The organism is Hymenobacter sp. GOD-10R (genome assembly GCF_035609205.1).
In the GTDB taxonomy this organism is placed as follows: Bacteria; Bacteroidota; Bacteroidia; order Cytophagales; family Hymenobacteraceae; genus Hymenobacter.
Genome location: NZ_CP141184.1, coordinates 3,170,931 through 3,192,808, shown reverse-complemented (window position 1 = coordinate 3,192,808; position 21,878 = coordinate 3,170,931). Strand labels below are relative to the sequence as shown.

The following is a 21,878-nucleotide window of genomic DNA, read 5'->3' as shown; positions in this document are numbered from 1 at the left end:
TCACGTTGGTTATGTTGCTCCTGGCGGTCCTGGCGCGGGCACAGCCAACAAAACAAACCATTGTTTCGCCGCAGATCAATGCCGATAACACGGTTACCTTTCGTCTGAAAGCTCCTACAGCGGCGTCGGTCAAGCTCAAAGGCTCTTGGATGAAAGACAATGAAGCCCCTCTTGCCCTGACGAAAACCGATTCAATCTGGTCCTTCACCACGTCAAGGCTCGCCCCGGATTTTTATCGCTATAACTTCTATCTGGAAGGTGTCGAACTGCTCGATCCCGCCAACTCCTATGCTGAACGGGCCGGCACACGCTATGAAAGCATCTTTATTATCGGCGGTCCAAGCAGTTTATATACGATCAAAGCGGTGCCGCACGGGACGATTTCCGCCGTGTGGTATCCCTCGCCGACGCTGGGCATGAACCGCAGAATGATGGTCTACACGCCTCCTAGTTATCTGGAAAATACAACGAAGAAGTATCCCGTCTTGTACTTATTGCACGGCGCGGGCGGGGACGAATATGCCTGGATCGCGCGGGGGCCCGTCGGGGCGGTGTTGGATAATCTAATCGCCGCCGGCAAAGCCAAAGAAATGATTGTGGTCGTGACCAATGGCTATCCGGGACAAATAGCCTCCCCCAATGCGGGTCCGGTCAACTCCAATCCCCAAGCTGGGGTTAACAACATGGGCAACGGACGCTTTGAAAAAAGCTTGGTGAGTGAGGTGATGCCGTTTATCGAAAAAAGGTATCGCGTCTATACTGATAAAAACAATCGGGCCATTGCCGGTTTTTCGATGGGCAGGCTACAAACCCAGCATATTACCAACGCGAACCCCAACTTGTTTGCCTATATCGGCGTGATGAGCATGGGGTTACAGGATAACAACCGGTTACATATCTTTAACCAGGAGGAATACGACCACCAGCTCAACGCCCTGGTGAAGGCCAAGCCTAAACTGTACTGGATTGGCACGGGGAAAGAAGATTTTCTGTATTCATCCGTGGTTAACCTGCGCAAGAAGTATGATGAAGTGGGCTTGCACTACGAATACCGAGAAACGGAAGGGGGGCATACCTGGTCCAACTGGAGCTTGTACCTGAGTGAATTAGTACCGAAGCTTTTCCAATAGCAGTGATGCTTTTCTATTGCTATTCCCTAGGTTAAGGACCACTAGGCGCGGGACTCCAGCGGAAGTGTCAGCACTAAGCTAATCCATTCAGGGCCTGGTTCCGTCCCACGGGCTAGTTCGGTCAGGATCTTACTCGCCGATTCATTTCATTTTCACGCTAGCGTTTACGCTTGTTAGCTCCGCCACATACCCCCCTTGCGGCCGCCTGTTTTCAAGTGCGCCAAGTTGTACATGAAGCGGAGAAATAATTTGAAGCTTCAGCGGCCGAGCCGAGTAGGTGCGCAAAGTGGCGGAGCGTTCCTTGCGAAACTTGGGCACCGGTTGATCGACTTGTACTACCTGTATCGCCTCGACCGGTCCCGACACGCCTGTGGAAGACACTGTGAGCTGTGAGCCAGCTGGTGGAAGAAGGCAAAGGGCCCTACCTTGGTCGCATGCCAGCCGCTGTTCACCAGCTCACGAATTAGTGTGGGGGCGCACGGCCAACGCCCTAAGATATGAAAACCGCTCACGAATGGCTCCTTTTGCTGAACAGCCGGCCTCACTTCAGAGGCGTCTAAAATCTGTTTCAACGTGAAGTAAGAGCAGCTTTTAGGCTTTCTTATTCAGTAAAACAATCCTAGGTCTTTCCGGCATTTTTCTTGAACGCAGTTCCATAACTTGCGGCCCTGCTGGTGCACGCTTCAGCTGCCAACCCACTAGTATCTCGCCCTCCTCGGCCCTTTTTGAGCCCGCATAAGCGGTTCAGACCAGTGCCGCGACTACCCAGGCCGAAACGCCGAATAGCCTAAGCAGAAAGGCCCACCTCCCGCACCATGAAATTACTCTTGAGTTGCCTGTTCTTCTTCAATCTGCTGTGTTTCCTGCTCTTCGCCTGGGATAAACGGAAAGCCCAACAGAACCAGCGACGCATTGCCGAAAAAACGCTCCACCTTGTTACGCTGCCGGGCGCGGCGCTTGGCGCATGGGCGGCGATTTGGCTGCTGCACCATAAAAATCGCAAAGCCACTTTCTGGAGCGTTACCCTGCTGCTGACACTGCTGCAAGGGGCCGTTCTCTATTTTACATGGCCCTCTTTTCAGGCGCCATTTTAACTGTCTCAAGCGTCTGCGGGCGGGGAACTGAACCATGCACCAGTCAAGCAATGGGATTTGCTGAGCCGAAGCACATCTGCGATCATGCCATATGGTGCAAGAAACCGACAGAATGCCTTACCCTGCGCCTAGCACGAGCAGCAAAAAGTGCGGGGCAGTCGGGGAAAGAGCTGTTAGATAATTTTCGGTCGGCAGCGGTCAAAGGCTTGATGACCGCGACTGCTCCCTTTTTAGTTGCTCCAGCTCTCGTTAATCCTGCTTGAGCAACACGCACGCGCCTCCTCCAGGAGCTAACTTCACCCGAAGGACATCCATGGCGCTGACTTGCTTGGTTTCGGTGGTATAGCTTTCGTGCTGGGTGCGATAGTCGGCTTGGGGCCCATCCTGCACTATAGAGGCTGTATAGCGCCCTGGTCCTAAAAACGTGAGCGGAATAGTTAGCTCCCGGGCTTGTTCATTGGTGGCTGCGCCTACTAGCCAGGTCTTATCCTGGGCTTGCCGGGCCATGACGATGTACTCGCCAATCTGGCCTTGCACCGTTTTGCTGGCGAGCCACGGCATCTTTTGGGCCGCGATAAAGCGCAGCAGTTCCGGGTGTTGTTGATAATTCTCCGGGATGTCGGGGAGGATGGTAGCACCCGAAAATACGATGAGCGTGCGTGCGGCCTCGCCAGCCAGGGTTGAAGGCACAGGCGAGGAATTATCCACGCGGCCGGCCTGCGTGAGGCTGGCAAAACCGTTGCCCATATCCAGCGGGCCCGCCACCATGTTGACGAAGACCGACGTCACGAACGTCCTAGGCTCCACCACTTGGTGGCCGTCTAGCTGGGCTTTGCAGTACTCCCGGGTTACGGCGTTGGGAAAGGTGCGCAGCTGCCCGTAAGGGTGCGTGGGCCCATCGTGAAAATCGCACAGCAAGCGGTTCTGTGCGCATAGCTCGGTGATCAGGCGCGTGCGTTGATTTTTCTCGGCGGGCGTGCCTGACATAAACCCGTACTTGATGCCAACCGCGCCCCAGTCATGGTAGCGCTTCAGGGTTTGGTCTAGGGCATAGTGGCGCCCGCCTACATCGTTGAGGTAGAGCCAGATGCCGACCCCTTTGCTTTTGCCATAGGCAATGAGCTCGTGCACCTGCGCCACCTTACCGCCCTTCACGGGGTCTGATGCTTTGCCAAACTCGGGGCCATACCAATCAGCATCGAGCACGAGGTAAGGAAATTGATTGGCCGCGGCAAAATCCACCATCCGCTTCCACGAAGGCAGTGACATGTCGTAGGTAAAGCCGTCGGTGCGCGCGCCGTTGATGCGCCAGTCCCAGAGCGCCACCCCCGGCTTGACCCAGGAAAAGTCCTGCCCCCGGGCGGGCGCCGGGTTCAACAATTCGAGCAGGTGCGAGTCGACGAGGTCGCCCGGGGTATTGCCATACATTACGACCTTCCAGGACGTCGTCGCTTGGGACGCGATGGTGAATAGAGCGTCGCCCTGCTTGGCTTGCAGCAGCAGCGGCTCGCCGTTGCCTAGATCGGCTTCGTGCAGCGCTAGGTAGGTGACGCTATCTACTTGGATGGTCATAACGGGCGAGCGTTTGCCATTGCAATCCGCTAGCTTTTCGGGCCCTAGGTTATGGTTTTCGCCGTTGTAATACCACGCGGTATAGTTACCGGCAAAAGCAAACGTCGTGCGTTCCGTCACGGTCTGGCCAGCGGGGAAGGCGTAACGAAAGGCAATACCTTGGTCGTAAGCGCGGACCATTATCTTATAGGTTTTCAGGTCGAGCGTCAGTTCGTTGTACTGGTCTAGCACCACGGCCCGTTTGCCCCAAACCGGCTTCCAGACAGTATTGACGGTCCGCCGCAAAACGGTGGGGGCAGCAAGAGGGCCGGACTGCTGTAAGCCGAGTTTAGAATTTTGCAGCAGCACTTTCGACTGCGCACTAAACGTGTAGGTGAGCGCGCCGGCCGGGTCGTAGCTGAATTGCACGCAGAGGCGTTTGTTGGGCGATACCAGGGTAGGCAGGGTCTTGACTGGTGCAGCTGCCAAGGTGGTGGGGGCCGACTGCTTGGGTTCAGCAGCAAGCCATAGCGGCAGGAGTAGCAGCAGAAATAGAAGGAATTTCATGGACGTCTCGGTGGAAGCGAAAAAGCTCAGAAGGGGCAACGGCTGCTGACTGCCAGCCGCATTAGGGCTGGGTGCGAAGCCCGTAGCGGGTGCCTTTTTTGGCGGTGCGTAGTGAAAGTAGTCGACGTCGAGCAAACTGCTTTCTTCTTAGTCGTTAAAGTGATCTAGCCCCCCGCTCGTCGCCGCGGTAGTAGCCCCATGCTAGCTGGTAAAGCTCGCCAAAGGGTAGGTTTTCTTATAGCCGCGAGGGAGTAAATTACGCTAAGCTGTTTCTAAGTGAGACCCAAAAGTAGCATCTTACGGAGCTACTGTTAAATGCAGCTCTTACACCACAAATACTTCATCACCAGGGCAATCTATAACGTACTAAGCGGGCTTAGCCTGTAACCTTTACGCTAAGAGCAGCTCTCCCTGCTAAGCTCTTTCAAACACGCATGATGGGCTGCTCGTTTTTGCCACCTGATGGTTGACCTGCTCGGCTAGAAGTGGAAGCCTTGCACTTCACGAGAGCAGTGGCCACGCGATAGGCTTAAGGTAGCACGAGCCGCCGTACGAAGGGTAGCCGGGCTGGGGTGCTTACGGTGAGCACATACACGCCCGCAGGAACGTCCCGCAAGGAGACTGTCGTCTCCGGGCCATGCCCTTCGTAGACCCGCACCAAGCTACCGACGCTGGAACGCAAGCATAGGTGCAGGGCCACGCCCGCTGGCCAGGTGGCTGGCACCCGGATGTGCACACGTCTGTCGTCTGTCACCGGCACGGGCCAGACGTGCCCCTGCGCCGCCTGCGCACGGGTACTAGCCAGCGGCGTGGACACCTGGAAGCTAGGCGCGGTGACGCTATTGCCCGCGCTCGTCTGCACGCGCACGCTGCCCGTGGTAGCGCCGAAGGGAACAACGGCGTGTAGTTCCGTAGGCGACACGACCGTATATGTACTTGCTGGTATACCGTTGAAGAATACCCCCGTGACGCCTACAAAGCGGGCCCCCTTGAGCGTAACTAGTTGGCCCACGCTACCCGTGGCGGGTTCGACGGAGCCGACCAAGGCCACGTACGGAGAGGAGCCCAGGCGGGCCACATAGCTGCGCATCATTGTTCCATCGCCTGGCAGCGCGAAGGCACTAAACTGGTTGGTGGGGCTGCGGTACGAACCGATGGTCCAGACGATGCCACTGGGATCGACGGCCACGTCGTAGCCCCGGTCCACGCCCACGCCACCGCTCTGCTGCACCCACTGCCACGTTCCGGCCGGATCCAGCTTGGCCACAAACGCGTTGTACTGGTACTCGCCATCGGGGTTGGCAATGGTAGCAGAGCCAAAGGCAGCGGGGGCACTGTCGGAGTAGCCACTCACGTAAGCATTACCCCAAGCATCTAGCGCCAGACCCGTGGCTTGCTCGAAGCCCCGCCCCCCAGCCTTGGTCGCCCATTGTACCTGCCCCGCGCGCGTCAACTTAGCCACAAACACATCGGTCGCGCCACTGGTGTTGCGCAGTTGCACCCAACTCTCGGCATCCATATCGCCGTGAAAATCGCCGTAGACCACCACATCTTCCGTGGCGCTTACCCCTATGCCCATGCCGTGCTCGTAGGCGCCGCCGCCAATACGATGGGCCCATTGCCAGTGCCCGCTGCCGTCCAGCTTGGCCACAAACGCATCCGAGGTGAACAGGCTGTTGTTGGTCAGCGTCGTGCTGCCCAGCGTCAGGTCCCAGGTCTCGAAGGTGCCCGTCAAATACACCGTCCCCTGTTGGTCGAGCGCGAGTTGCGGCCCGGCCTGGTAGTGAAAGCGCGTATCCTCGGTGCGGCTCTGCACGGCCCATTGCCACTGGCCAGCGGCCGTTAGCTTGGCCACAAACATATTGGCGACATACGCGGTGGGGTTGTGCAGCGTGGTGGCGCCAAAGGTGGCGGTGCCCGTCAGCAGCCGGCCGCTAATCACTAGGTTGCCGGCTTCATCGGCGACCACACTCGTGCCCTGCAAGGCCCCAGCGGCTTGCCGTGCCCATTGGAACGTCCCATCGGGAGCAAGCTTGACCACGTACAAGTTTTCTACCCCGGCTTCGCCCTGCAACTGGAAGGGACCAAATTGTACGCTGGGCCCCAGGTAGGAGCCGAGCAAGTACACATTACCCGCCGCATCCACGGTCATGGCACGCCCAGCAGCGGAGGCCAGGTTGCTGCCGACATCCAGCACCCACAGGTAATTGCCTTGGCTGTCGAGTTTGGCTAAAAAGCGGTTGGGCCAAGTGGTGGTGCTGCTGGGGGCCGTCAACGTATACGGGCCAAACTGCACGGAGCCGGTGAAATAGCCGCTGACGTAGGTGTTACCCCAGGCATCGCTCACAACGCCAGTTGCCTCGGACTGCGGGTACAGCGCGCCCAGCGGCGCCGCCACGGGCTGCACCAAGTCAAAGGAGGGTGTAACGCTTTGAGCACACAACAGGCGCACGCTACTGAGCAGCACACAGACTAGACACACGAAGCGCGTCGACGAGATCATAGCGGGATAGAAGCGGAAGAGGGAGAAGTCGCTATACAATAATAGTTATACAAAAATACTACCGAAGTATAAAAGCGAGAGCACCTTCTCTGCCAACCACTAAAGACTTGGCGAAGTGGAGCGACTGGCTTACTTCTAGCTGCCAAGCCCTGGTAGCAGGTAGTCCCTTCAACAGGTGGGCAACTGTTACTGCTGAGTCTTACTTGGTGACCACGGAACACGTAGGAGAAGCTCAACAGTAGCAGCTCTGAGCAACATCTCGTATAAGGGGTTTTACACAGGGTAGCTTGTCCTTCTTTTCGAGTTGCACGTCCTAGCACCGGTTTGTAGAGGAGGGCTAGGTAGCAGTTTAAGAGTGACCGTGGCTGTTGCAGAACTCACCGCCCGTTCGAGCCAGCCAGGTTTCGCAGCGCTTTCGTGCGGTTACGCCGGTGGCGTTGCCTGCAGCGGAGCATGAACGGTGGTGCAGGTGGTAGCAGGGGTAGTACCCGGGCCATTCCCAACTGCAGCTTAGGTTGATGACGCAGGAGCTTTTTCAGATTATAGGCCACTGCCGCCAGCAGCATACACTTGTGCGCGCCGGCTTGCCCGCGTACGTTGATGCGGCGCAAGCCATAGTGGTGCAGCAAGTTGCCGAATACGGGTTCGATGGTGCGTTGTCGCACACGGCGCATGTGCTGCCCTTGGCGGCTGCGCTGCCGATGCCAGGCCCGATGATAGGCCGCGTCAAAAGCGGAGCGATTCAGTTGCTTATGGTCCGCGTAGGGGACGCAACTCGCCTTGAAGGGACAGTGCTGGCAATCCTGATAGAAGGCTCGATAATGTTTCATCCAGTTGCCATCAGCGGTAGAGCGGTACTTGCGAAAGGGCAGCGGCTTATCTGCTCGGCACCGATATTCATCGACGCGGGCGTGGTAAGTAAAGCCCTCCACGATCGGTTTGTAGGCGCCAAACACGGGTATCCACGGGGTAACACCACTATTTTCGAGCAGGGCATAGTTAAAGCCATTGGAGTAGCCCGTATCGGCAACCAAGTCCCGCAACTGCAAGTCATTGGCCGTTAGACGTTGCTGCAGGTGCTGCACAATCCGAGGTAAGTGCAGGCTGTCGCGACTGTCCGCTAAGTTCGCTTGCACATGGCTGATGACCCCCTGGGCGGTATCCACGACTAGGCTGCACAGGTAGTTCAAAGCGCGCGCTTTGCCGGGCTTGATGGAGATGCGGGCTTCCGGATCGGTAGGGCTATAGTGCGTTTTGTTGCTCAGCAAGCGCGCTTGGGGACGGGTAGCGCCCAAGGAACCGGGCTCCTGTTGTCGCTTGGCTTGGCGCGCCGCCTCATAGCGGAGTTGATGGGCTGGCGCGGAACGAATCGAGGCCGGGTGTGGCGTGGCCGGTGTTTTCGGGGTGCTCCCCACGATGGTTAAGGTCGGCCACACTGCTTGTACTGGCTGCTTTTCGCACAGGCTGTCGAGGGAGGCATTGGCTTTCACCAGGGCGGAGTCCACGGTCTGCGTGTCGCCGGCCACCAAGCCGTGTTGCACGCAGAGGCTAAAGACGCGGTCGAAGAGTTGCTCAAAAAGTGCCGCCGGGTAGAGTTGGCGGGTGCGGCTCACAGTGGAGTGCCAGGGCAGGGCTTCGTCGAGCTCGTAGCCCAGAAAGTAGAGCAGGTCCAGCCGCATCGCACAGTGCTCGAGCAGGCGGCGGTCGCTGGTGATGTTTTCCAAGTAGCCAATGAGCACTAGCTTGAAGAACACGACCGGGTCGAGCGAGGGCTGCCCGGTGTGGCTATACAGGCCTTGGGTGGCTTCATAGAGGAAGCCCAGGTCCAAGAGCGCGTCGAGTCGCCGGTAGAAGTTATGCGTGGGCACCCGCTCGGAGAGGCGGAAGTGCGTGACGAGCTGATCGGTGAACTGCTTCTTGCCTTGCATCTTCCCTCTACGCGAATGGCTTCCCGCTGACTAGCACTTCTGCAACAGCCACGGGCGTTCTTAGCATGTAACTTCTGCCTAAAGCTTTTTGCTGTGCGCTTTTAGTAACCTTCCCGTTCCTACAGGCTGGCTTGTACGATCGGGAAGCTTATGATAGAGTTGTGTCGAACAACTAGGGGAACACCTCTATCTCGGCCGGCACGCACTACGCGTGCACTTGCTTGTCACCAAGGGTTTCGGTCCGACCCCGCCTCCTGACCGAAGAATTGCCCAGTGGGATCATCCGGTCCTAGTAGCACGGCTTGCATTACGCGGCGGCGGTCTCGGTGACACTGCTATCGCCTAGGTGAGATGCCTTCTTTTTAATGCACTATAGAACATTATAAGGAAACAAGATTGATTTTAGCAATATATTATAACTAATCCATTAAAAATTTGATCTTATTTTAGATATTATTATATTCATAGAGCCTCCGCGAGGGAAGAGGTGTGCTGGTGAATAGAGGGCATATTTACTTCCTTTCCACCTTATTTCCTGTTCGTGTTATGCTTGTTACTTCTATTCTTCTATCGCACGTAGCGGTCAAAAGGCTGGCTATTCGAGTCTCCCGTTGGCTAAGTGCCGGGCTAATGCTACTAGGGACTGTCAGCATTGGCCGCGCCCAAGCGCCCATGCTCACGGCGTGGTCGCCAACACATAATACGCCCTCGGCCCCACGCACAACCAACGTGGCTGCTACGTTCAATCAATCGCTGAGTACCAGCCCGGCCACCCAACAGGCGCTAAAGGTATTCAGCCAGCAGGCCGGCGGCAAGAAAGCGGGCACAGCGACCGTCAGCGGCAACACGCTCACCTTCGACCCTAGCTCTGACTTCAAGGCAGGCGAAACCGTGTTTGCTACCGTTACAAGTGCCGTGCAAAGCAGTGGCGGTATAACTTTAGCCAAGCCGCAGGTCTTTCAATTCACCACCGCTACCAGCCCTAGTACCGGCACTTTCGCGAACGGCCCGGACGTAGTGGCTGGGACCAACGGCGGCGACCTAGCGACCGGCGACCTAGATGGCGACGGCGACCTGGACCTGCTCAAGATTAGCTTAAACAGCCCGGAGAATACTATTTCGGTGTTTGTACGCCTGAACAATGGCACGGGCACCTTCGGCGGCAACCAGGAAATTGTAGTCAACGATTTGGGTAGCAACCTCTTGCTCGGCGACTTAGACAGCGACAGTGATCTGGATTTCGTGTTCGGCACGACTACCTACCTGAACAACGGCCTGGGTACATTCAGCCAGAGTAGCAGCTTCCAAGCCTATGTGGCAACGGCACCTAGCTTGTATGACATGGATGCCGACGGCGACCTAGACCTGTTATTCACTTTCGGCAACGGCATCTTCGTGCGCCTGAACGACGGCAACGGCACCTTCAGCACCAGCACCACCTTCGACTCAACCGTGCGCAGCATCACTGGCTACACGGCCGGCGACATCGACAACGACGGCGACATTGATGTGCTCTTTGGCATTGAGCGGGGGAACGGCGCCACCGGCATCGCGCTCAACAACGGCAATGCCACGTTCAACCTCGGTACCACGGGCATTACAAGTTTGCTGCTGCTCCCTTACCTAGCTAGGTTGATCGACGTGGACGCCGACGGCGACTTGGATCTGGTTAATGCGGGCTACGGTGAAGTGGAAGTTTTGCTCAACAATGGCGCGGGTACCTTCAGCCGCAGCTCCGTTTTTGATGCCGGGGGTACGTACATTCCCGGGCTGACTAGCGGCGACCTAGATGGTGACGGCGATATTGATCTGCTGATTTCAAGTAGCACTGCCCAGGGCATGTACGTGCGCCTGAACGATGGCAACGGTACGTTTAGCGGCATCAGGACCCTGCCATTCTCGGCCAGCAAGCTTGCCGATATAGACGGTGACGGCGACCTAGATCTGCTCGGGTCCAGCGCTACGGGGGCGAAAATATATCTGAATCAGAACATCACTACCCCGGCCGTCACGGCCCTCTCCCCCACTCGCAATGCCCGCTCGGCCCCGCGTAACACCAACGTAGCTGTAACCTTCAACCAACCGCTGACCAACAACGCAGCGACTCTAGGTGCGCTGAAGCTATTCAGCCAGCAGGCCGGCGGACTGAAAGCCAGCTCCGTAACCGTGAGTGGCCACACCCTGACGGCTAACCCCACCGCCGACTTCAAGCCCGGCGAAACGGTGTTTGCCACCCTGACTACGGCCGTGCAAAGCAGCAATGGCACCCTGCCTAAGGCGGAGGTTTTCCAGTTTACTACTGCCACGCCACCGGCCCCCGGCACCTTCACGGGCGGCACCGACCTAGCCATAAACGGCAACCCCATGGGCGTGGCCCTAGGCGACGTGGACGGCGACGGCGACCTGGACCTGCTCACGGCCAACGGCGAGTTTGGTAACCCCGACGGCAACAACGTGAGCGTGCGCCTAAACAATGGCACCGGCACCTACAGCGCCGGTTCCACGGTGCCCGTGGGCAACGGCCCCGGTGCAATAGCCCCTCCCGAAACAGAGAGCATTGTGCTGGGCGACCTGGACGGCGACGGCGACCTGGATTTTGCCACCGGCAATGGCAGAGCCAACACCGTGAGCATTCGCTTTAATAATGGCAGCGGTGCCTTCAGCGGTATTCAGGAAGTACAAACTCCAACTAACGCGTTTACCCTGGCGTTCGGCGACGTGGACGGCGACGGCGACCTCGACATGGTAGTGTCGCAAACGAGCGGTACTACCAACAAGCTCAACGTGTTCCTGAACAATGGCAGCGGCATCTTCAGCAGCGGCTCGGAGGTAACAGTTGGCTCGCAGCCGGGCGACGTAGCCCTGGGCGACGTAGACAACGACGGCGACCTGGATGTACTGGCTACGACCAGCCTCGACGGCACGGTATCGGTGCGCCTGAACAATGGCAGCGGCGTCTTCTCCGGCACCCAGAATGTACCTAGTGGCCTCTTAGTCGGCAGCCTTGCCCTAGGCGACATTGATGGCGACGGCGACCTGGATTTTGTGGCCGCTAACACCAACGGAATCACCGCGAGCGTGCGCCGCAACAATGGCCTGGGCAACTTCTCCGGCACGGAGGAAGTATCCCTGACCGACGGCCTGTATCGGGTGAAGCTGAGCGACGTAGATGGCGACGGCGACCTGGATCTGCTCACGGCCAGCATCAGCAACGGCTTTGTAGCGGTGCGCCTGAACAACGGCAGCGGCGTCTTTTCGGGTAACCAGAACGTGGCCGTGGGTCTGAACCCCCGCGACCTAGCCTTAGGCGACGTGGATGGCGACGGCGACCTAGACCTGGCAGTTGCTAACGGCTTCAGTCAGTCGGTGAGCATCCGCCTCAACCAGATTCTAGCCGGACCTAGCATTACCAGCATAGCGCCATCTATCAGCCCGGTGGGCAGCACCGTGGTGATTAACGGCACTAACTTCTTGAATACGACCGGCATTACCTTCAATGGTGTAACGGCGCCGAGCTTTGTCGTGAATGGCCTAGGTACCCAGATTACAGTGACCGTCCCGGCCGGCGCTACCAGCGGCCCGGTAGTCGTGGCGACAGCAACGGGCGTCAGCAATGGCTTCCAGTTCACGGTGGGGCCGCTGCTAACGGTTACGAACTTGGTACCTAACCGCAATGCGGTGACCGCACCACGGAACACGTCGGTGGCCGTTACGCTCAGCCAGCCGCTAAACAACGGCGCCGCGACCCTAGGTGCCCTGACGGTGTTCAGCCAGCAAGCCCAGGGTAAGAAACCGGGCACGGCGACCGTGAGCGGCAACACGCTCACCTTCGATCCTAGTGCCGACTTCAAAGCGGGCGAGACGGTGTTTGCGACTACTACAACAGCCGTGCAGAATAGCGGCACCACCCAGAATCTACTGGTGCCGCAGGTATTTCAGTTTACCACTGCCACGGCTCCTAGTCCCGGCACTTTCAACGGAGGTTCCGACCCCAGCGTGGGCAACGGCCCCGTGAACGTAGCCAGTGGCGACGTAGACGGCGACGGCGACCTCGACCTGATAACCACAAACCTAGGTAATCCCAGCGGTCCTGCTGGCCTTGGCAATGGTACCACCGCCACCGTGCGTCTAAACAACGGCAACGGCACGTTTACCAATGCCCAGCAGCTTACCGTAGGTCGCGGCCCCGCTCAGGCCGTGCTGGCTGACGTAGACAACGACGGCGACTTGGATCTGCTCACGGCCAACAGCAGCAGCGCCGATGTGAGCGTGCGCTTTAACAACGGCAGCGGCAACTTCGATACGGGCTTTCTGGTAGGCAGCGGCAATATTCACGGTATTGCCGTAGGCGACGTGGATGGCGACGGCGACCAGGACCTACTGATTGCGGACTACAATGAGCCCAGCACCGTGACGGTGGGGTTGAACAACGGCACGGGCATGTTCCCTTTGTTCAACTTTGCTAATGCGCGGCGTGTCTCAGTTGGCTCGCGGCCCCTGAACATTGCCCTAGGCGACGTGGACAATGATGGCGACCTAGACTTTGTGACGTCTAGCTCCAACGGGGCCACCGCCAGTGTGCGCTTCAACAATGGCCTAGGTTCTTTCAGCGGCTCGCAGGAAGTGGCTGTGGGCTTCAACCCCATGAGTGTAGTGCTCGGCGACGTAGACAAAGATGGCGACCTCGATCTGGTGACGGCTAATTATTACGACTACACCAACCCCGCCAACAACTACACCAACAGCACCGCCAGCGTGCGTCTGAACAACGGCAATGGCTTCTTTAACGGCACCCAAAACGTAGCTATCGGCCGGGGCGCCCGCCAAGCCGTGCTGGGCGACGTGGACGGCGACGGCGACCTGGACCTATTGGCTACCAACGAACTCACGAATACGGCCAGCGTGCGCCTGAACAACGGCAGCGGTATCTTCTCCGGCAATCAGCAAGTAGCCGTGGGCAACAGCCCCAACAACCTAGCTTTAGCCGACCTCGACGGCGACGGCGACTTGGACCTGGCGACAGCCAACTTTCTCGGCAACACTCTGAGTGTGCGCCTGAACCAAGCCGCGGCGATTCCATTGCTCGTGACGGCCGCAGCCCCAGCCCGCAATGCGGTGGCCGCGCCCCGTGCTACGCCGGTGGCCGTTACGTTTAACCAAAATCTTATTCCTAATGAGCCTACCCTAGGTGCGCTCAAGGTGTTCAGCGCCCAGGCTGGCGGCCAGAAAACTGGCACGGCCACGGTGAGCAGCAATACGCTCAGCTTTGCTCCTACGGCTAGTTTCAAACCAGGCGAAACTGTGTTTGCCACCCTTACCACGGCAGTGCAGAGCAGTGGCGGCGCTAGCCTGATGACCGGTCAGGTATTCCGGTTTACGACGGCTACCAGCGCCGCGCCGGGCACCTTCGGCAGCGGCACCGACGTCCCAGTGGGATCTTACGTCAGTGGAGTGACGACAGGCGACGTGGACGGTGACGGCGACCTGGATTTGCTCGCCACCGTGAGTGGCAATGCTGTGAGCGTGCGCCTCAATAATGGTAATGGGACCTACACTAGCGGCCAGCAGGTAAGTGTCGGATTTGGCCCCACTGCCGTCGTACTAGGTGACGTAGACAGCGACGGTGACCTAGATTTGCTCACCGTAAATGCTAACTACGGCTCCGTGAGCGTGCGCTTCAACAACGGGAGAGGCGTGTTCAGCGGCTCCGACGAAATAGTTGTTAACAGCACGAACCCCCTCGGCCTAGTACTCGGCGATGTGGATGCCGACGGTGACCTGGACTTGCTCACAGCTAATGCGGATAGAAGCACGGTGAGTGTGCGTCTGAACAACGGCGTGGGCACCTTCAGTGGCACGCAGGAAGTAACCGTAGGCGCCGGTCCGGGCAACTTGACCGTAGGCGACGTGGACAATGACGGCGACCTGGACCTGCTCACGGCCAACTTATCCAACAATCTAAGTACGGTGAGCGTGCGCCTTAACACGGGCAACGGCACCTTCAGCAACACTGGGCAGACGCTACCCGTGGATGCGGCCCTAGGTAGTATCGTACTGGGCGACGTGGACAAGGATGGTGACCTGGATTTTGTGACGGCCGATTTCGAGAATAGTCGCGTAAGCCTAGGGCTCAACAACGGTAGCGGCACCTTCTCAAGCGGCCAGCCAATAGCCGTGAGTGCCAAGCCACTCGACGTGGTCCTGGGCGACGTGGATGGCGACGGCGACTTGGACTTGCTAGCCGCTACCCCGAACACCAGCGTGAGCGTGCGCCTCAATAATGGCAACGGCTCCTTCTCGGGTAGCCAGGAAGTAGGCGTGGGTAACTATCCGCAGCGCTTGACCGTGGGTGACGTGGACGGCGACGGCGACTTGGATTTACTCGCTGCTAATTATTATGGCAACTCCGTGAGCGTGCGCCTAAACCAAGCCCAGTTTGTGGTAACGGGTGTTTTGCCGGCCCGCAACGCGGTGGTAGCCCCGCGCACCACGCCCGTTACCTTCACCTTCAACCTGCCCCTCAGTTCTGACCCAGTAACGGAGCAGTCTATCCGAGTCTTTGGCACGCAGAGCGGTCGTAAGTTTGGGTCGAACAGCGTGAGCGGCAATATCCTGCGCCTGGCGCCAGCCATCAGCTTCAAGCCGGGCGAAACGGCGTTTGCCACTGTCACACAGACTGTGCGCAGCAGCAGCGGCGCTACCTTGGCCCAGCCGCATGTGTTCCAGTTTACGGCGGCTACTGCGCCCAGCAACGGTGGCTTCAGCGGCGGCTCTAACCCGACCGTTAGCGCGAACCCCTATGGCGTAGCGGCCGGCGACATTGATGGCGACGGCGACCAGGATCTGCTCACGGCCAACCTCAACAGCAACACGGTGAGCGTACGCCTGAACAACGGCTCCGGCACCTTCAACGGCACGCAGGAAGTTAGCGTCGGGCGTGGCCCCTCGCAAGTGGTGCTCGGCGACGTGGACGCCGATGGCGACCTAGATCTGATTACGGCCAATAGCCGCACCATTTTCCCTGGTACGCTGAGCGTGCGCCTAAACAACGGTTCAGGCAGCTTCTCCGGCAGCATCGAGGTACCCGTTGGCGACACGCCGCACGCTGTAGCTTTGGGCGACGTGGATGGCGACGGCGACCTAGACTTACTTGCCGCTAACTACACCACCAGCAGTAGCACTACCAGCAGCACCGTGAGCGTGCGCCTGAACGACGGCCTAGGTTCCTTTAACATCGCTGCCCCAGACGTGAGCGTGGGCACGCGCCCGCTGAGCATCGCCGTGGGCGACGTGGACAATGACGGCGACCTGGACTTTGTGACGGCCAACTCCAACACCAGCACGGCCAGCGTGCGCCTGAACAATGGGTTTGGTAACTTCTCGGGCGGCACCGAAGTACAGGTGGAATTCAACCCCGAGTCTATCGTATTTGGCGATGTAGACGGCGATGGCGACCTAGACCTAGCCGTAGCGAACCGCGTCTCCAGCAAGGCCAGCGTATGCCTGAACAATGGCAGCGGCACCTTCACCAGCACGCAGCTACTGGCTGTAGGTGCTGAGCCGCACGGTATTGCCGTAGGCGACATAGACGGCGACGGCGACCTAGACTTGGCTACGGCCAACACCGGCAGCAACACGGTGAGCGTGCGCCTGAATCTAGGCAATGGTAATTTTCAGGGCACACAGGAAGTAAGCGTGGGCACGGGGCCCTTCAGCCTAGCTTTAGCGGATCTGGATGGTAACGGCACGCTAGACCTGCTCACAGCGAATAGCAGCACCAATTCGGCCAGCGTACGCCTGAGCAGCGTAGCAGCAACGGCGCAGGTCAAGGTGCTGGCGGCGGCTCCCGCCCGCCTGAGTGAGCAGGTAAGCCTCTACCCAAACCCAGCGCATGCGAGCGTACACGTGCAACTGCCCATTGAGCTAACCCAGCAACATTACCAGGTACAAATACTTAACTCACTCGGACAGGTGGTACTACAACAGCCATTGTCAACCCAACAAGAACTGGAAGTACAAGTGGACTCCCTACCCGTGGGCGTGTATAACCTACGTATTATCATCAAACAGGGGCTTATCACCAAAAGGTTAGTGATCAACTAGTCGCTTTTGTTGAGTAGGCGCTAAGAGCCGCTACATTGTACTGCCGGGTGGCAGTGGTAGAGAAAGCTACTAGCTGGCACAGGGATATGACTCCTATCCCTGTGCTAGCTAGTAGTTACTACAAAAGACAATAGGGAGCCATCTCGCATGTTCTAAGAGAAGCAATTGGCTACGCACCGGGCGAAAACAAAAGAGGGGGCTTCGCCCATAGCTTAATTATACCGGCTCACTAGAGCACCTGAGTAGAAGCTTATCACGGTTAATGAGGGCTACTGATGGTAACTGATGACCCACTGCAAAGGAGCCTTTACAGAACATTATAGCTCAATTGTGGCGACCCTAACATCTTGCGAGCAACGTTTAACGCCTTATTGGTGGCCAGCAGAATAGACCCATGCACAGCGGCCCGCAGCATCCGGTATCCGACGGTTTCTTTGGGCCCTGCCCTGTATCTTGGGCCTATGACCCACGATCTTTCGCCAGGAAGCAGCCACCGCAGGAACCTACTGGCTTTACTGCTCAGCGGCATACTTCTATTCGCTTAAGTACTGAGTAGTATCCATTTGCTGCTGCAATAGTATCACTTGGCTCCTACGTGGCGGCGCCGAACCTCGCTTGGTGCACAGCCAAACTGGCGTGCGAAGCTGGTAGAGAAATTATTCGGATTGCTGTACCCAACTTGGTAAGCCACTTCGGCCACGGTGACGGCTCCACTTACCAGCAGGTCATAGGCGCGTTGAAGCCGTACCAACCGGATGAAGTCGCCGGGCGCTTGGCCGATAAGGGCCTTGAGCTTGCGGTGCAACTGGGTGCGGCTCAGGGCCAGCTCGCGGGCGAGGGCTTCCACATCGAAGTTTTCGTTATCTAGTGCTCCTTCCACGGCTTGCCGCACCCGCTCTAGAAATACTTGCTCTATGGTAGGCGGGCCGGGTGGGGGTGGGTTTGCAAGGCTGTGGCGGTACGCCTCTTGCAGCCGCTGACGGCCGTGCAGCAAGTTGCGCACCTAGGCCAGCAGTTCGGCACGCTGGAAAGGTTTGGTCAGGTACGCATCGACGCCGGTGTCCAGGCCGTGGAGCTTGCTGGGTAGGTCGGCTTTAGCCGTGAGTAAAACAATGGGAATATGGCTGGTACGCTCGTCGTGCTTGAGTTCTCGGCATACGCCGTAACCGTCGAGGCGAGGCATCATAGCATCGGTGAGTACGAGGTCAGGCAGGTGTTCGCACGCTAGGACGACGCCTTCTTCGCCATCTTTGGCTGTGAGCAGTTGATAGTCCTGTTCGAGTACTGTGCTGACGTAGGCCCGCATGTCGGCATTGTCTTCGATCAACAGAATTAAGGGCGCTTCCAGTGCGGCTTCGGTCGGAAGAGAAGCCTGCTGGGTGGTTAATTCCGATATGGCCGTCGCAGCATAAGCGCCGGCGGGTTCGTTGGATACAGCCGCTACGGTTTCTTCCGCGTGCGGCAGCAGAAGGCGCACAACGGCGGTGGTGCCGCAGCCGGGCTCACTGGTAAGGGCGATGGTGCCGCCGTGCAACTCGACTAGCTCCTTGGTCAATGCCAAGCCAATGCCGGTGCCTTCGTACTCGCGGGTACTGGAAGCGTCGGCCTGATAGAATCGGTCAAAAACGTGGGGCAAGTGGGCCGCCGCAATACCGCGGCCGGTGTCGCGCACCGTCAACTCCACCCACGTCGGTGTACCCGGAACCGGAGGCGCCGCGTGCAGCCGGACCATAACTTCGCCGACGCTAGGTGTGAACTTAAAGGCATTCGAGAGCAGGTTCACCACTACTTTTTCTAGCTTGTCGGCGTCGAAACGCCCCCATAATTCGGCCGGCTCGGCCGTAAACGAATAGGCAATACCGCGCTGCTGGGCCAGGGACTCGAACGAGCCCACCAAGCCCCGCACAAAACCGACCAAGTCGCCGGGAGTGGCGTGCAAGGCCTGCTGGCCCGCTTCGAGGCGGCTCAGGTCGAGCAGCTGGTTGACCAGATGCAACAGGCGCCGGGCGTTGCCCTCCACCAGCGTGGCCTGCTGGCGGGTGGTGGGCTCCTGGGTGTCGGCAGCAATCTGGGCAGCTGGCCCTAGCATGAGCGTAAGCGGCGTGCGAAACTCGTGGGTGATGTTGGTAAAAAAGCGGGTCTTCTCTTGGTCGAGCGCCCGCAGGCGGTCAGCTTGGGCCGTTATCTCGTCGCGCTGGGCCGCTAAGATGTGGTTTTGCTGGCTGATTTCTTCCGTACGCTCCTGCACGGTAGCTTCTAGGCGATCATTCTGGGCGCTGATGAGTTGATGCTTCTCGGCTTGTTGAGCTAGGGTCTGGGCCGAGAGTTGGGCCACCTGCCGCAACTGCGCTTCCAGGTCGCGGCGGGTGGCGGCAAACTCACGTGCCAGATACACCGACATGCAAATGGGCAGCAGCAACAAGCACGATTGCAGCATAAGCTGTTGGGCCACATCAAACGGGCCACTCCTCCATACGCCGTTGGCAATAAAGGGTACCAGCAATGCGCCAAATGTGCCGAGTGCTACCAGCCAGATACCGGGTTGGTGCTGCCGCATCGCCTGGGCTATCACCCGGAACATATCCAGCCATAGCACCAAGCTCAGGCCGAGTGCTACCGACGTCAGGGTCCAATCTGGCCGCATTAACCATGCGGCTAGTAAGCAGGCCTGAGCTAGTCCTACTCCGGTCAGCCAGCGTCTTGAGAGGGTAATTCGACAGACCGAATACACAAAGGTCAGCAGCAGCATGCCACCCAACAACGAGCCGATTGTAAAGCCGAGTTCAGCCCGCCAATGCGCCTGCATACCGGTCGCCACCCACCGCAGGTATACCAGCAGGCTCGTAGCCGAAGCCGAGGCCATGTAAAGGCTGAAATACAGATTAGCCCGTCGCAGTGGATAGAATAGATAAAGAAAAAAGTGTAGCAGCGCTAGCACCGCCGTACCCGTAACGGCAATGAAATTGATATCGCCAAGCCGTACCTGCGCTACGCTTGCGGCAATGAGCCGCTCGGCGGTTGCAACTCGTAGTGAAAAGCCTCCGTAGGGCGGTGGTCACGGATCGAATTTAGCGTAACGGATGGCCAGCAAATGAGGGCCCGCCGTCGTGCACATAAACACGAGGGGCTGGAAGCGGACCCGCTCATGCTGCGTGGTAGCCGCCGACGCCCCTACCTTTCCGTAGCCGCCCAACCAGTGCCCATCCAAGTACACCTCCGAACCTCCATCTTGTAGGATGCGCAATCCTAATGGGCGGTTCAACAGCGCCGAATCTAGGGTAAAGCGGATGCGGAAGCAGCCCGTACCGCGCCACCCCGGCGGGCCTTCCCCAAAGGAAAAAGCTGCACTCTCCAGCGGCCAAGTATGGTCGTCGGTGGTGAGACTGGCCCAACCCGGTGGCTGGCCGGGTTGGTAGCGCCAGCTGTTTCCTCGGCCTAGGCGCTGCATCGTGTCGGATTCGACTTGCGTCACCTGGAGAGGGACGACGTTCAAGTCCTGACTCCTGCTCGTCAGCGCCCAGCTTAGCAGCCCGCCTAGCAAGCAAATAATGCGACGTATTTTCATGAGCATAGCGGGAAGAATACGTCACCTACGGGCTTCGATAGCCGGCTTTTTTTTCGTCAGCGGACACCTACCGTGCGTTGAATATCAATGATAACACCCTGTTAATGAGCCAATATAATGAGTTTAATCATCTATTACCTGTGCTATTTACCCGCGCCGGACAGATAGGATTAAAAACTGGCAGAAGGTGGAACACTGTAACGAAGACGGAACACTGCGGGCGCCGACATTTTAAGATTGCGCCCGCTGCAAAGCTGGCAGCGTTACGAGTCCGAAGGAGTGAAAATAGGCTGCTACCACCAGCAAAAGTTCCTACTGCAACATGCGCAGAGGATTTTGCAACACCAGCAGAGACTCCTGCAAAAGGCTAACACGTCTTTGCAACGTTCTCAAATGCCTTCAGGCCCGGGGTAATCTTCCTTTGCAACAGTTCGATCAACCACTTGCAAACGCTATGAAATACTCATCAACCCTTTTGCTGACTAGTGCGCTGCTGCTGGCTACGGTCTTGCCAATGCACGCGCAAGTTCCAACCAGTGCCACTGGCTGCTTCGACCTTGATCTAGCTACCCCGATGGCACCCGCTTTTGACTACCAGTGCCTCGATAGTCCCTCCGCCCGAGCGAGCGACGTTATGGCCGCGGCGGCTCCGCTCTCGCCGCAACAGCAACTAGAGCAGCTGAGCCAAGAAAACCTAGCTTTAGAATTCAGCCTCGGTCTTCTGCAAACCCAGGTGGAGCTGCTCAGCCGGCGGCTTGCTACCCTCGAGAGTGCTGCACCTTCAGCGGAACCTGCCCGGAAGAAAGCGCTTTAACGAAGCTAACTGTGGTCGCAGGTGCGGCTCCGCCTTAGTTTGCGTAAGGCGCTACACTCGGTCACCCACTTCTTTTTGAACTACTGGGATGATGCGAACAAACTGCTTACCATTCTGGGCTTTCGCCAGTGGCACCTTATTACTCTTCAGCGTGTGCGGCGCGTGCTGAAGGCAAACGTCCAGCAAGCCGGCGAAGTACCGTCATTTTTGGTTGGATGGAGGCGCAGGTCTCAGTAGCCTAGGCAATGCAATGGGTGGTACTCTAACTGGACATGTGGAGTTCCGGCGGCAGTGGTTAGCGTCAGCCGGCTACAGCTACGACAGCAACAGTGGCTTGCTGGATTTCAGCAGCGGCGAGAAAGTCAGCTTGAGTTCATATTACGTCTTAGGCGGAAAGGTTTTCGCAGGCCAGACCACGTTGGTCACGGTTTCGGCGGGCCTGGGACTAGTGCGGGTGCACACCTACCAAGCGGGAAGTTTTTTACACCTAGTAGCCAGGAGCATAAGTACCAGACCACCGTGGACGTGCCGCTGCAAGTGCAAGGCTTTGTCGTAGCCTTCCACACGCTGGGCCTGGGCCTAACGGGTCAGCTCAACCTGAACGCGGTGTAAACCACCGCGCA

At 58.2% G+C, this 21,878-nt stretch carries 10 protein-coding genes; 4 read left to right on the top strand and 6 right to left on the bottom strand.

What is annotated here, in order from left to right; translation table 11 throughout:
- The first annotated feature begins 11 nt into the window (after positions 1-11).
- Positions 12-1,130: an esterase gene (locus tag SD425_RS12735; protein ID WP_324679133.1), complete on the top strand. Its 1,119-nt coding sequence runs from the start codon at positions 12-14 to the stop codon at positions 1,128-1,130.
- Positions 1,131-1,945: 815 nt separating this feature from the next.
- Positions 1,946-2,224, top strand: coding sequence for a DUF1294 domain-containing protein (locus tag SD425_RS12730; RefSeq protein ID WP_324679131.1), 279 nt, complete (start codon positions 1,946-1,948; stop codon positions 2,222-2,224).
- A 249-nt stretch (positions 2,225-2,473) separates the two neighbouring features.
- Here SD425_RS12730 and SD425_RS12725 read toward each other — a convergent pair whose 3' ends face one another.
- The 3 genes from SD425_RS12725 to SD425_RS12715 form a co-directional block, all read right to left on the bottom strand.
- Positions 2,474-4,342 (bottom strand): glycoside hydrolase family 97 protein, encoded by a 1,869-nt coding sequence (locus tag SD425_RS12725; protein ID WP_324679129.1) that lies wholly within the window; start codon positions 4,340-4,342, stop codon positions 2,474-2,476.
- Between the two features lie 529 nt (positions 4,343-4,871).
- Positions 4,872-6,845, bottom strand: a complete 1,974-nt coding sequence (locus SD425_RS12720; RefSeq protein WP_324679127.1) for a hypothetical protein — start codon at positions 6,843-6,845, stop codon at positions 4,872-4,874.
- Between the two features lie 377 nt (positions 6,846-7,222).
- Entirely contained in the window at positions 7,223-8,773 is a 1,551-nt protein-coding gene (locus SD425_RS12715) for an IS1182 family transposase (RefSeq protein ID WP_324673047.1), read from the bottom strand.
- 630 nt (positions 8,774-9,403) lie between these two features.
- Here SD425_RS12715 and SD425_RS12710 point away from each other — a divergent pair.
- The gene (locus SD425_RS12710; protein WP_324679125.1) at positions 9,404-16,876 is read left to right on the top strand and encodes an FG-GAP-like repeat-containing protein; all 7,473 of its coding nucleotides are present in this window, start codon (positions 9,404-9,406) and stop codon (positions 16,874-16,876) included.
- A 580-nt stretch (positions 16,877-17,456) separates the two neighbouring features.
- Here SD425_RS12710 and SD425_RS12705 read toward each other — a convergent pair.
- The 3 genes from SD425_RS12705 to SD425_RS12695 form a co-directional block, all read right to left on the bottom strand.
- A complete protein-coding gene (locus tag SD425_RS12705; RefSeq protein WP_324679123.1) occupies positions 17,457-17,879 on the bottom strand; it encodes a helix-turn-helix transcriptional regulator in 423 nt (140 codons plus the stop codon).
- Positions 17,880-19,739, bottom strand: coding sequence for an ATP-binding protein (locus tag SD425_RS12700; RefSeq protein WP_324679120.1), 1,860 nt, complete (start codon positions 19,737-19,739; stop codon positions 17,880-17,882).
- A 192-nt stretch (positions 19,740-19,931) separates the two neighbouring features.
- Positions 19,932-20,441: a hypothetical protein gene (locus SD425_RS12695; protein ID WP_324679118.1), complete on the bottom strand. Its 510-nt coding sequence runs from the start codon at positions 20,439-20,441 to the stop codon at positions 19,932-19,934.
- A gap of 454 nt (positions 20,442-20,895) precedes the next feature.
- On the opposite strand from SD425_RS12695, the gene SD425_RS12690 reads away from it, so the two are divergent.
- Positions 20,896-21,255: a hypothetical protein gene (locus SD425_RS12690; RefSeq protein ID WP_324679116.1), complete on the top strand. Its 360-nt coding sequence runs from the start codon at positions 20,896-20,898 to the stop codon at positions 21,253-21,255.
- Positions 21,256-21,878: the final 623 nt, after the last annotated feature.